Below are 11,970 nucleotides of genomic sequence, written 5' to 3' on the forward strand. Positions count from 1 at the left end.
GTGCTCGGCGGCCCGGAAAGTGCTCGGAGGATGCGGGATTCCGCCATGTGGACCGGGATTCCCGCGTATACCTGTTGTATCTATGCTGTGCGCATGCCAGCCTCCGCCGTCACCGCCCCTGCCACCACCCTGAAGCGGCCCCCCGCCGCCGAGCGCGTCTACGCGCACGTCAAGCAAGCCGTCCTGGAGCGCCGCTACGAGGGCGGCACGCTGCTCACCGAGGGCGAGCTCGCCGAGGCCGTGGGCGTCTCCCGTACGCCGGTGCGCGAGGCGCTGCTGAAGCTGGAGGTGGAGGGGTTGCTGCGGCTCTACCCGAAGAAGGGGGCCCTCGTGCTGCCCGTCTCCGCGCAGGAGATCGCGGACGTCGTCGAGACCCGGCTCCTCGTCGAGACCCACGCGGTGCGCAAGGCGGTGCCGGCGTCGGCGGGGCTGCTCGCCCGGCTCGGCGAACTCCTCGACCAGCAGCGCGTGCAGGCCGCCGCCGGGGACTTCGCGGCCGCGGCCGTCGCCGACCGGTGCTTCCACGCGGAGATCGTGCGCAGCGGCGGGAACGACATCCTCTCCCGCCTCTACGACCAGCTGCGCGACCGGCAGCTGCGGATGGGGGTCGCCGTGATGCACTCGCACCCGGACCGGATCGCCAAGACGCTCGCGGAGCACGAGGAGATCCTCGCCGCGCTGGTCGCCGGTGACGCCGAGGCGGCGGTGGCCGTCGTCACGCGCCACGTGGGGTGGTTCCAGAACCTGGCGCGGGGTGAGGTGCGGTGAGCTCCGCCTCCGCCTCCGTCCGCCTGCCCGGAGACCCGCCCGGCGGCAGGAAGGCCGTGCTGGTCTGGTCGATCGGCGTCGCCGTCTACTTCGTCGCCGTCATCTTCCGGACCTCGCTCGGCGTCGCCGGGCTCGACGCCGCCGACCGGTTCCACGTCAACGCCTCCGCGCTCTCCACCTTCTCCATACTCCAGCTGCTCGTGTACGCGGGCATGCAGATACCCGTCGGCCTGATGGTCGACCGGCTCGGCACCAAGAAGGTGCTGACCATCGGGGTCGTGCTGTTCACGGTCGGACAGCTCGGCTTCGCGTTCTCCCCCTCGTACGCGATGGCGCTCGCCTCCCGCGCCCTGCTCGGCTGCGGTGACGCGCTGACCTTCATCAGCGTCCTGCGGCTCGGCACCCGCTGGTTCCCGGCCCGGCGCGGCCCGCTCGTCGCCCAGCTCGCGGGCCTCGTCGGCATGGCGGGCAACCTCGTCTCCACCCTCGTCCTGGCCCGGCTGCTGCACTCCGTCGGCTGGACCGCGGCCTTCGCGGGCAGCGCGCTCTGCGGTGTCGTCGTCCTCGTCCTGATGACGCTGTTCCTGAAGGACCACCCCGAGGGGCACGAGCCGGAACCGGCCGGTCACACGGGCGCGGCCTTCGTGCGCGAGCAGATCGCCCTGTCCTGGCGCGAGCCCGGCACCCGGCTCGGGATGTGGGTGCACTTCACCACGCAGTTCCCCGCGATGGTCTTCCTGCTGCTGTGGGGCCTGCCGTTCCTCGTCGAGGCGCAGGGCCTGTCCCGGGCGGCCGCGGGCGAGCTGCTCACCCTCGTCGTGCTGTCCAACATGGTCATCGGCCTGGTCTACGGCCAGATCGTCGCCCGGCACCACGCGGCGCGGCTCCCGCTGGCGCTCGGCACGATCGGGGCCACGGCGACGGCGTGGGCGGCCACGCTCGCCTACCCCGGGGACCACGCCCCGATGTGGCTGCTGATCGTCCTGTGCGCGGTGCTCGGCGCCTGCGGACCCGCCTCCATGATCGGCTTCGACTTCGCGCGGCCCGCCAACCCGCCCGAGCGGCAGGGCACGGCTTCGGGCATCACCAACATGGGCGGCTTCGTCGCCTCCATGACGACGCTGCTCGCGATCGGCCTGCTGCTCGACGCGACGGGGGACGACTACCGGATCGCCTTCTCCGCGGTCTTCGTCCTGGAGGCGGTCGGCCTCGGCCAGATCCTGCGGCTGCGCGGGCGGGCGGTGCGCCGGGAGCGGGAGCGGCTCGTCGCCTCACGGGTGGAGGCGGTCCACGTGCCCGCGTGACGCTACGGCGTCACGGCGAAGTTGCGCAGGATCGCCTCGGCCAGGTCGTGGTCGCCCTCGGACTTGACCCGGTCGGCGACGGCGGCGTACGTCACGCGGCCGCAGGCGAGCCGGAAGTACGTCTCCCAGTCGAGGGCGATGGTGGCGAGCGGACCGAGCGAGGGGGCGTTGTCCACGGTGCCCTTGCCGTCGGCGTCCACGCGCACCGTGCGCAGGAACTCCACGGGGCCGCTCACGTCGAAGACGACGGCGGAGCTCGCGGGCGCGCCGGCCTTCTTGGCGACGACCTTCGGCAGGCCGTGCAGGAGGAGGTCGCGGGCCACGTACGCGCCGGGGGAGTCGAGGTTGCCCGGCTTCTTCAGCGCCGTCCGCAGGTCCTGCTCGTGCACCCACACGTCGAACGCCCGCATCCGCATGGCCAGTTCGAGGGTCTGCTCGGTGCCGAGGGGGCCGCGGATCTTGGTGCCCGGGTCCCGCGATTCGTTCCGCAGCTGCCGGGTGCGGCGGATGATCGTGTACTCCAGCTCGGAGGTCATCTCCGGCGCGGTGTGGTGGCGCCGCACGTCGACCTGCATCTCCATGTACCGCTGGCCTTCGGTCTTCACGTGGTACAGATCGCGGGGCAGCGAGTGGATCGGCCGCGGGTCGCCCAGCATCTCGCAGTCGAGGCCGATGACGTGGGAGACGATGTCGCGCACGGACCAGCCGGGGCAGGGAGTGGCCCAGTTCCACTCTCCTTCGGCGAGCGGTGTGACCAACTCGGATATCGCTTCCACGGAGTGGGTCCAGGCGTCGGCGTAGGTTTGCAGGCTGGGATGGAGACTCACGGGACCCCTCGGCGGTCGTACGCGGGCGGTGGGTGGCTGGGCGGCGGCGTGGGGTTCGGGGAGGTCCCCCGCCCCGGAAAATCACAGTACGCTGCCCGCAGTCACCCCGGCAGTGGTTTCGTGTGACGATCGTAGGCTGTGTTTGACGGTGACGACGGATCGAATGCCAGGACGGTGGTAGTGTGCGCGCCTCTCTCATCCAGATCGCCGTGGACGAGGGCGAATCCGTCAATTCCCGCAGGGAGCGCGTCTCTTGGCTGGTGCGCGAGGTGGCGGCGCGGGAGCGGTCCGGCCTCGTGGTGCTGCCGGAGCTGTGGACGACGGGGGCCTTCGCGTACGACTCCTTCGCGAGCGAGGCGGAGCCGCTGGAAGGGCCCACGTACGAGGCCATGCGCGAGGCGGCGCGGGACGCGGGCGTCTGGCTGCACGCCGGGTCCGTCCCCGAGCGGGACCCGGAAGGCCCCCTCTACAACACCTCTCTCGTCTTCTCCCCCGACGGTGAACTCGCCGCCGCCTACCGGAAGATCCACCGCTTCGGCTTCGACAAGGGCGAGGCGGTCCTGATGGGCGCGGGCTCTCGGCTCGTGACGGTACGGACGCCGTCCACCACGCTCGGCCTCGCCACCTGCTACGACCTGCGCTTCCCCGAGCTGTTCCGGGGGCTGGTGGACGCGGGGGCGGAGATGTTCGTGGTGCCGGCGGGGTGGCCCGCGCGGCGGCGCGAGCACTGGCTGCTGCTGGCGCGGGCGCGGGCGGTCGAGGACCAGGTGTACGTCCTTGCCTGTGGCACCGGCGGTACGCATGCGGGGGTGCCTCAGGCCGGGCACAGTGTCGTCGTCGATCCGTGGGGTGAGGTGCTCGCCGAAGCGGGGGACGGTGAGGAGGTCCTCACGGTGGATGTGGACCCGGCGAAGGTCATGGCCACGCGGGAGCAGTTCCCGGCGTTGAAGGACCGGCTTCTGGGGATGGATCCGCCGCGGCGGTGAGCCGGGCGGGGTGGGGGCGCGGGGTGGCCACGGTCCGTTTGTGGCTGCGGGTCCGTCGTGGTCGCTCGCGCAGTTCCCCGCGCCCCTTAGGGGGCTCGCCGCTCAGTAGCCCCTGCGCTCCTGCTCCGGGTCGACGACCGTCGTCTGTGCCACCGGGGGCACCACCGCCCGCCTGCGCCGCGCGATGCTGGTGAACGCGGCGACACCGATGAGGCCCACCGCCATCATGACGAGGCCGGCGACGGTGACGTTGAAGCCCTCCATCTTCCAGTCCGTCGCGAACGTGAGAATGGCGCCCACGGCGATGAGAATGATGCATCCGCCCAGGCCCATATGGACCGCCTCCCTGTGGTCGTGGCTGCGTTGCACCGTGTACCCGGCTGGGCCACCACCACACGGGGAAGCGGACTTCTCCGCCGCTCTCAGCCCTCCAGGAACGCCACGAGCGCGTTGGCCAGCATGTGCGGGTCGTCCGCGCCGCACAGCTCGCGCACGCTGTGCATCGACAGGATCGCCACGCCGATGTCGACCGTCTTGATGCCGTGCCGGGCCGCGGTGATCGGACCGATCGTCGTGCCGCACGGCATCGCGTTGTTGGAGACGAACGACTGGAACGGCACGCCCGCCTTCTCGCACGCGGCGGCGAACACCGAGCGTCCGGCGCCGTCCGTGGCGTAGCGGTTGTTGACGTTCACCTTGAGGATGGGGCCGCCGTTGGCGCGGGGGTGGTGCGTCGGGTCGTGCCGCTCCGCGTAGTTGGGGTGCACGGCGTGACCGGTGTCGGAGGAGAGGCAGACCGTCCCGGCGAAGGCGCGGGCCCGGTCCTCGTACGTACCGCCCCGCGCGAACACCGAGCGCTCCAGGACCGAGCCGAGCAGCGGGCCGTCGGCGCCGGTGTCGGACTGCGAGCCGTTCTCCTCGTGGTCGAAGGCGGCGAGGACCGGGATGTACGGCAGGTCGTCGCGTCCGGAGACGGCGGCCAGGGCGGCCGTTCCCGCGTGCACGGACAGGAGGTTGTCCATGCGCGGCCCCGCGACCAGCTCGCGGTCGCGGCCGAGGAAGGCGGGGGGCTCCACGGAGTACGTCATGAGGTCCCAGCCGGTGACCTCGCCCTCGGGCAGGCCGGTCTCCTCCTCCAGGAAGCGGATGAGGTCGCCCTCGTGGATGTCGTCGCCCAGGCCCCAGACGGGCTGCATGTGCTTCTGCTTGTCCAGCTTCAGCCCGTCGGTGTGGACGGACCGGTCCATGTGGATGGCCAGCTGGGGCACGCGCAGCAGCGGCCGGTCGACGTTCACGAGCCGTGAGGTGCCGTCGCGCAGCGAGAGGCGTCCTGCGAGGCCGAGGTCCCGGTCGAGCCAGGAGTTGAGCAGCGGGCCGCCGTAGATCTCGACGGCGACCTGACGCCAGCCGTGGCCGCCCGCGTCGGGCCGCGGCTTCACCCGGAGGTTCGGGGAGTCGGTGTGGGCGCCGACGATGCGGAACGGGGTGTGCGGGTCGGCGCTCTCCGGTACGTACCAGGCGACGATGGCGCCGCCGCGCAGCACGTACTTGCCGCCGGTCGTGCCGTCCCACGCGTCGGTCTCCTCGACCTGCCGGAAACCGGCCTTCTCCAGACGCTCGGCGGCGCTCGCCACGGCGTGGTACGGCGTGGGGCCGGCCGCGAGGAAGGACATGAGGTCTTCGGTGTGACCGCGGTCGAAGCGGGGCGCTGTACTCATGGAGTCAGCCTAACGAGGGACGGCCGCGACCCGGCCCCGTGTTCAAACGGGGCGGGCCACGGCCGTATCAGGCGAAACGGACAGCTGACGGGCGGCTGGGACGTCTAGAACGCGGACTCGTCCAGCTCCATGAGGTCCAGCTCGACGCCCTCGGCGAGCTTGCGCTCCGTGGCGACGCCCGGCAGGACGTTCGCCGCGAAGAACTTCGCCGCCGCGATCTTGCCCTCGTAGAAGGCCTTGTCCTTGGCGGAGGCGGTCTCCAGCTTCTCCGCCGCGACCGCGGCACCGCGCAGCAGCAGGTAGCCGACGACGACGTCACCGGAGGCCATCAGCAGGCGCGTGGTGTTCAGGCCCACCTTGTAGATGGACTTCACGTCCTGCTCGGTGGCCGCGAGGTCGGTCAGCATGACGCCGACCATGGCCTCCAGCTCGACCGCGGCCTTGGCCAGCTCCTCGCGGGCGGCGGCCAGCGTCTCGCCGCCCGTGCCGACCGCCAGGAACTTCTTGATCTCCTCGGCGAGGCCGTTCAGTGCGGCGCCCTGGTTGCGGACGATCTTCCGGAAGAAGTAGTCCTGGCCCTGGATCGCGGTCGTGCCCTCGTAGAGGGTGTCGATCTTGGCGTCGCGGATGTACTGCTCGATGGGGTACTCCTGGAGGTACCCCGAGCCGCCGAACGTCTGGAGCGACTGCGCCAGCTGCTCGTAGGACTTCTCCGAGCCGTAGCCCTTCACGATCGGCAGGAGCAGGTCGTTCAGGGCGTTGAGCGCCGTCGCGTCCTCGCCCGCCGCCTCCTTGACCTGGATCTCGTCCTGGACGGCCGCGGTGTGCAGGACCAGCGCGCGCATGCCCTCCGCGTACGCCTTCTGCGTCATCAGCGAGCGGCGCACGTCCGGGTGGTGGGTGATGGTCACCTTGGGCGCGGTCTTGTCCATGAACTGGGCGAGGTCCGGGCCCTGCACGCGCTCCTTGGCGTACTCCAGGGCGTTGAGGTAGCCCGTCGACAGCGTCGCGATGGCCTTCGTGCCGACCATCATCCGGGCGAACTCGATGATGCGGAACATCTGGCGGATGCCGTCGTGCTTGTCGCCGATCAGCCAGCCCTTGGCGGGGTGGCGGTCGCCGAACGTCATCTCGCAGGTGTTGGAGGCCTTCAGGCCCATCTTGTGCTCGACGTTCGTGGCGTAGACGCCGTTGCGCTCGCCCAGCTCGCCGGTCTCCCAGTCGAACTCGTACTTCGGGACCAGGAAGAGGGAGAGGCCCTTGGTGCCGGGGCCGTGGCCCTCGGGGCGGGCGAGGACGTAGTGGAGGATGTTCTCCGACATGTCGTGCTCACCGGACGTGATGAAGCGCTTCACGCCCTCGATGTGCCAGGAGCCGTCCTCCTGCTGCACGGCCTTGGTGCGGCCGGCGCCCACGTCCGAACCGGCGTCCGGCTCGGTGAGGACCATCGTGGAGCCCCACTGCTTCTCGACGGCGATCGAGGCGATCTTCTTCTGCGCCTCGTTGCCCTCCTCGAAGAGGATGCCCGCGAACGCCGGGCCGGAGGAGTACATCCACACGGCCGGGTTCGAGCCGAGCAGCAGCTCCGCGTAGCCCCAGATGAGGGAGCGGGGCGCGGTGGTGCCGCCGATCTCCTCGGGCAGGCCGAGGCGCCAGTACTCGGAGTCCATGAAGGCCTGGTAGCTCTTCTTGAAGGACGCCGGGACGGGCGCGGTGTTGGTCTCCGGGTCGAAGACCGGGGGGTTGCGGTCGGCGTCGGTGAAGGACTCCGCCAGCTCGTTCTCGGCGAGGCGGCGCAGCTCCTCCAGGATGCTCTTGGCGGTGTCGACGTCCATCTCCGCGAACGGGCCGGTGCCGTACAGCTTGTCGCGGCCGAGCACCTCGAAGAGGTTGAACTCGATGTCGCGGAGATTCGACTTGTAGTGGCCCATGGCGAAGGCTCCGTAAGCAGGAAAGGGATGGAATACCAGCAAGTAGCTACGATGATGCTACCCGTCGGTAATAAGAAGCAACCCCTAACCGGCCATCTGTGACTCAGTACGCTTACGCGCATGTATGGCTACGACCAGAATCCCGGCGCCCAGCAGCAGTACGCCCCGCCGGGCGCGCAGCCGCCTCCGCAGCAGACGCAGGGCATGCCCGGCGGTGGGTACGGCCAGCAGCCTCCGCTCTATCCCGAGCCCTCGCCCCCGTCGCTCGCGGACGCGGTGCGCGCCTTCACCACGGGCTCGATGTCCGCGGAGGACTTCCAGCAGATCTTCGCGACCTCGAAGGTCTACTGCCCGCGGGGCGACAACCCCGGCTTCCTCGCGCTGCACAACACCCAGCAGCCCGTCATCCCGATGTTCACCTCCCTCAAGGAGCTGCGCCGGTACGCGGGCAAGGACTCCAAGTACTTCGTGATCACCGGCGCGGAGGTCATCGACCTGCTCCCGACCGGGTACGGCTTCGTCCTCGACATGGAGGGCGAGCACCGCATGGTCTTCGACGCGAAGGCCGTGGAGCAGATGGTCGACTTCGCGATGCGGCGGATGTACGGCTGACGTCCCGCGTCCGGGCGGGGTACGGCAGCTGCCGCCCCGTCAGGTGAACGGCGCGCGGGCCTGGTTCGGCCCGCGGGCGGACGCGGGAAGCTCTCGGCTATGCCCGCGTCCATGATCTCGCGCCGTGCCGTCGCCGTCCCGGGCGGCCGTCCCGTCACCGCCGCGGTGACCGCCGTCCTGTGCGCGGCACTGCTGTGCACCGCGCCGCCGGCCACGGGGGTGACGGAAGGGGCCGCTCCGCACGGGGCGCCCGCCGAGACCCCTGCCGACCGCGCGCACCGCGACTTCCTCGACCACGGGCCGAGGGCGGGCGTCATGACCGTCGCCCACCGGGGGCAGTGGCGCAAGGCGCCCGAGAACAGCCTCGCCGCGATCCGGGCGGGCTTCGCGGACGGCGCCGAGATCGTCGAGGCCGACGTCCGGCTGACCAAGGACGGGGTCCCCGTCCTGATGCACGACGAGACCGTGGACCGCACCACGAACGGCACCGGCCGCGTCGCCGACCTCACCCACGCCCAGCTGAGCGGCCTGCGCCTGCGCGCGGGGCTCGGCGGCCGCCAGGCGGCGGTCACCGGCGAGCGCGTCCCCACCCTCGCCGAGGCCATACGGGCCGCCCGCACGCTCGGCCTCGTCAACCTCGACCGGGCCTGGCAGGACCGCGAGGCCGTCTGGCGGGTCCTTGAGGAGACCGGCACCGTGCGCAACGGCCTCTTCAAGTCCAGGGCGCCGGTGCCCGAGGTGCGGGCGTTCCTCGACGGCCATCGGGGCGCGCTGTACATGCACGTGGTGGACGACGCCAACGCGGCGTCCGTGGCGGACTTCGGGGCGGCACGGCCGCCCGCGTTCGAGGTCGTCTTCGACGACGTCCGCGACCAGGTGGCCGCCCCCGCCTTCCTCCAGGAGCTGCGGGCGACGGGCCGCGTGTGGTTCAACACCATGCGCAACGGCTTCGCGGCCCGGTTCACCGACGAGGCCTCGCTGATCGACCCCGCGCGCGGCTGGGGCGCGCTGATCGCCCACTACCGGGCGACGGTCCTCCAGACCGACAACGTGGAGGCGCTCAGGCGCTACCTGACCCAGGGCGTCGCGGACCCCGTCCCGCCGGGCGCGGTGCGCGTCCAGGCGGAGAACTACGCCCCGGGCGGCAGGGGCAGGGCCTACCACGACATCGACCCCGGGAACCGGGGCGACGGGCCGGGGCGGCCCGGTGAGGACGTCGACATCTGCGACCACGACGGAGCGGTGGTGGTGTGCTGGATGCGCGGCTCGGAGTGGCTCACCTACGGAGTCGACGTACCGAAGGACGGGCGCTACACCCTCATGGCCCGCGCCTCGTCCCCGTACACACCCGCCGGGACCTATCGGATCGCCTACGACGGCGCCCCGCCCGGCAAGGCCGTGCCGGTCGCCAACACGACGGCTCACCATGCCTTCGTACTCCAGGACAGCCGTGACCCGCGGCAGCTGACCCGGGGCCACCACCACGTGCGGCTGTCCCTGGACGCGGGCGCGTTCCAGAACTGGAACCTGGACTATCTGCAACTGGAGCCGGTCGGGCCGTAGACGCAGCTCCTGAACGGAACAGATCAAGCCACCTGCCGGACCCGGAGGGAATGCCCTCCGGGTCTCGTTCGTTCAGGTGGCAGAAAGTTCTACGTTCAACTAAAGTGAGCGCACAAGGAGGTACCGACCATGCCTGCAGTGACCGTCGAGAACCCGCTGACCCTGCCCCGAGTGGTGGCACCGGCCGACGCCGTGGCACGCCCCGTGCTCGCCGTGACGACCGCGCCCAGCGGCTACGAGGGCGAGGGGTTCCCGGTGCGCCGGGCCTTCGCGGGAATCAACTACAAGTACCTCGACCCGTTCATCATGATGGACCAGATGGGCGAGGTGGAGTACGAGGCGGGAGAGCCGAAGGGCACCCCCTGGCACCCGCACCGCGGCTTCGAGACGGTCACGTACCTGATCGACGGCACCTTCGTGCACCAGGACTCCAACGGCGGTGGCGGCACCATCCGCAATGGCGACACCCAGTGGATGACGGCCGGCTCCGGCCTGCTGCACATCGAGGCGCCGCCGGAGGAGCTCGTCATGTCCGGCGGCCTCTTCCACGGCCTCCAGCTGTGGGTGAACCTCCCCGCCAGGGACAAGATGATGGACCCGCGCTACCAGGACATCCGCGGCGGCCAGGTCCAGCTGCTCGCCTCCCCCGACGGCGGCGCGCTGCTGCGCGTCATCGCCGGTGAGCTCGACGGGCACCAGGGCCCCGGCATCACGCACACGCCGATCACGATGATCCACGCGACCGTGCGGCCCGGCGCCGAGGTCACGCTGCCCTGGCGCGCGGACTTCAACGGCCTCGCCTACGTCCTCGCCGGACGCGGCACGGCCGGTGCCGAGCGCCGCCCCCTGCACGGCGGGCAGACGGCGGTCTTCGGCGCGGGCTCCTCGCTGACCGTGCGGGCGGACGAGCGGCAGGACGGGAACACTCCCGACCTGGAGGTCGTGCTCCTCGGCGGGCAGCCGATCCGCGAGCCGATGGCGCACTACGGGCCGTTCGTGATGAACACGCAGGCCGAGCTCCAGCAGGCCTTCGAGGACTTCCAGAAGGGGCTTCTCGGGACGGTCCCCGCCGTGCACGGCATGTAGTTCGCACGTTCCGGGGACGCGCACGGCAGACAGCCGTACCTGGCGTGCGCGGCCCCGTCCGGCGTGCTCGGGTGGGAGGGTGCAGACCCTTCTTCCCGAGCCCGTCCGGCGTCTGGCCGCCTGGTGCGTGGTCGTCCTGCTCGTCGTCGGCGTGGGTGCCGTCGGCGTCTGGCTGTGCGTCACCTTCAAGACGGCCGTGACACCGGTCCTGCTCGCCCTGCTCGGCACCGCGCTCCTCGGACCGCTGTACCGGCGCCTGCTCCGGATGAAGGTGCAGCGCTCCCTGGCCGCCGGGCTGACCTGCGCGGCCGTCGTCGCGGTCGTCGGCGGCGTCACCTACATCGTGGTGCGGGCCCTGATCGACACCGGCGGCCAGATCATCGCCTCCCTGAAACAGGCCGCGACCGACGTCGCCAAGTACTTCGGGGCGGCGGGCACCTCGCTGGACGACATGGCGTCCAACGCCAAGGAGCTCCTCGGCAAATTCGGCGGGACCGCCGCCTCCGGGGTGCTCAGCGGGCTCAGCGTCGTCGGCGAGGTCATCGCCATGGCCGTGCTCGCGCTGCTGCTGGTCTTCTTCTTCCTGCGGGACTCCGGGCGGGCGATGGCCGCCCTGCGCTCGCTCTCGCCCGGCGACTCCGCCGATGTCGTGGAGGCCATGGCGCACCGGGCCTTCGGCGCCATCGAGGGCTTCATGCGGGGCACGACGATCATCGCGTTCATCGACGCGCTCTGCATCACCGTGGGGCTGCTGGTCCTGCGGGTGCCCGGAGCCGTGGGCCTCGGCGCGCTCGTCTTCGTCGGCGCCTACATCCCCTACCTCGGCGCCTTTCTGTCCGGCGCGGTCGCCGTCCTGGTCGCCCTCGCCGACCGGGGCTTCGCCATCGCCCTCTGGGCGCTCGGCGTGGTCCTCGCCGTCCAGGTCCTGGAGGGCCACATCCTCCAGCCGGTCATCCAGAGCCGGACGGTGCAGATGCACCCGGCGGTGGTGATGCTGGCGATCACCGCCGGGGCGTCCGTCGCCGGGATCATCGGCATGCTCCTCGCGGTCCCGCTGACAGCAGCGGCCTTCGGCATCCTGGCGGAACTACGCTCCCGCTACACGGCCCCCGCCCCGTAGGGGGCGCGGGGAACTGCGCGCTCAGCCCACACACACCCGCACCCAACCGACGGAC

Annotated in this window: 11 protein-coding genes; 7 read left to right on the forward strand and 4 right to left on the reverse strand. The window is 71.3% G+C overall.

Annotation, left to right across the window (positions count from 1 at the left end; all coding sequences use genetic code 11):
• The first annotated feature begins 93 nt into the window (after window positions 1-93).
• On the forward strand, window positions 94-768 hold the full coding sequence (locus KKZ08_RS20005; protein WP_223775755.1) for a GntR family transcriptional regulator: 675 nt from the start codon (window positions 94-96) through the stop codon (window positions 766-768).
• A complete protein-coding gene (locus KKZ08_RS20010; protein WP_223775756.1) occupies window positions 765-2,072 on the forward strand; it encodes an MFS transporter in 1,308 nt (435 codons plus the stop codon). Before KKZ08_RS20005 ends, KKZ08_RS20010 begins: the two co-directional genes overlap by 4 nt.
• 2 nt (window positions 2,073-2,074) lie before the next feature.
• On the opposite strand, the gene KKZ08_RS20015 is transcribed toward KKZ08_RS20010, so the two are convergent.
• Entirely contained in the window at window positions 2,075-2,899 is an 825-nt protein-coding gene (locus tag KKZ08_RS20015) for a maleylpyruvate isomerase family mycothiol-dependent enzyme (protein ID WP_223775757.1), read from the reverse strand.
• 182 nt (window positions 2,900-3,081) lie between these two features.
• Here KKZ08_RS20015 and KKZ08_RS20020 point away from each other — a divergent pair, with 182 nt between their 5' ends.
• Window positions 3,082-3,885: a carbon-nitrogen family hydrolase gene (locus KKZ08_RS20020; RefSeq protein ID WP_223775758.1), complete on the forward strand. Its 804-nt coding sequence runs from the start codon at window positions 3,082-3,084 to the stop codon at window positions 3,883-3,885.
• A gap of 102 nt (window positions 3,886-3,987) precedes the next feature.
• On the opposite strand, the gene KKZ08_RS20025 is transcribed toward KKZ08_RS20020, so the two are convergent.
• The 3 genes from KKZ08_RS20025 to KKZ08_RS20035 all read right to left on the reverse strand — a co-directional run bounded on the left by KKZ08_RS20025 (window position 3,988) and on the right by KKZ08_RS20035 (window position 7,534).
• Window positions 3,988-4,218, reverse strand: coding sequence for a hypothetical protein (locus KKZ08_RS20025; protein WP_223775759.1), 231 nt, complete (start codon window positions 4,216-4,218; stop codon window positions 3,988-3,990).
• An 89-nt stretch (window positions 4,219-4,307) separates the two neighbouring features.
• Entirely contained in the window at window positions 4,308-5,603 is a 1,296-nt protein-coding gene (locus KKZ08_RS20030) for a M18 family aminopeptidase (RefSeq protein ID WP_223775760.1), read from the reverse strand.
• Window positions 5,604-5,707: 104 nt separating this feature from the next.
• On the reverse strand, window positions 5,708-7,534 hold the full coding sequence (locus KKZ08_RS20035; RefSeq protein ID WP_223775761.1) for an acyl-CoA dehydrogenase: 1,827 nt from the start codon (window positions 7,532-7,534) through the stop codon (window positions 5,708-5,710).
• A 120-nt stretch (window positions 7,535-7,654) separates the two neighbouring features.
• On the opposite strand from KKZ08_RS20035, the gene KKZ08_RS20040 reads away from it, so the two are divergent.
• The 4 genes from KKZ08_RS20040 to KKZ08_RS20055 all read left to right on the forward strand — a co-directional run bounded on the left by KKZ08_RS20040 (window position 7,655) and on the right by KKZ08_RS20055 (window position 11,915).
• A complete protein-coding gene (locus tag KKZ08_RS20040; RefSeq protein WP_223775762.1) occupies window positions 7,655-8,146 on the forward strand; it encodes an SseB family protein in 492 nt (163 codons plus the stop codon).
• Window positions 8,147-8,257: 111 nt separating this feature from the next.
• Complete coding sequence (locus KKZ08_RS20045; protein WP_223775763.1) at window positions 8,258-9,709, forward strand: glycerophosphodiester phosphodiesterase family protein; 1,452 nt, start codon at window positions 8,258-8,260, stop codon at window positions 9,707-9,709.
• Window positions 9,710-9,838: 129 nt separating this feature from the next.
• Window positions 9,839-10,795 carry a pirin family protein gene (locus KKZ08_RS20050; RefSeq protein WP_223775764.1) on the forward strand — a complete coding sequence of 319 codons (957 nt, stop codon included), beginning with the start codon at window positions 9,839-9,841 and terminating at the stop codon, window positions 10,793-10,795.
• Window positions 10,796-10,874: 79 nt separating this feature from the next.
• The gene (locus KKZ08_RS20055; protein ID WP_223775765.1) at window positions 10,875-11,915 is read left to right on the forward strand and encodes an AI-2E family transporter; all 1,041 of its coding nucleotides are present in this window, start codon (window positions 10,875-10,877) and stop codon (window positions 11,913-11,915) included.
• The last annotated feature ends 55 nt before the right edge of the window (window positions 11,916-11,970 follow it).

The organism is Streptomyces sp. 135 (assembly GCF_020026305.1).
Lineage (GTDB): Bacteria > Actinomycetota > Actinomycetes > Streptomycetales > Streptomycetaceae > Streptomyces.

Excerpts from the sequence above, each read along its gene's own strand:
- KKZ08_RS20005 (WP_223775755.1), top strand. The coding sequence starts at position 94 with ATGCCAGCCTCCGCCGTCACCGCCCCTGCCACCACCCTGAAGCGGCCC.
- KKZ08_RS20025 (WP_223775759.1), bottom strand. The coding sequence starts at position 4,218 with ATGGGCCTGGGCGGATGCATCATTCTCATCGCCGTGGGCGCCATTCTC.
- KKZ08_RS20030 (WP_223775760.1), bottom strand. The coding sequence starts at position 5,603 with ATGAGTACAGCGCCCCGCTTCGACCGCGGTCACACCGAAGACCTCATG.
- KKZ08_RS20035 (WP_223775761.1), bottom strand. The coding sequence starts at position 7,534 with ATGGGCCACTACAAGTCGAATCTCCGCGACATCGAGTTCAACCTCTTC.
- KKZ08_RS20040 (WP_223775762.1), top strand. The coding sequence starts at position 7,655 with ATGTATGGCTACGACCAGAATCCCGGCGCCCAGCAGCAGTACGCCCCG.
- KKZ08_RS20045 (WP_223775763.1), top strand. The coding sequence starts at position 8,258 with ATGATCTCGCGCCGTGCCGTCGCCGTCCCGGGCGGCCGTCCCGTCACC.
- KKZ08_RS20050 (WP_223775764.1), top strand. The coding sequence starts at position 9,839 with ATGCCTGCAGTGACCGTCGAGAACCCGCTGACCCTGCCCCGAGTGGTG.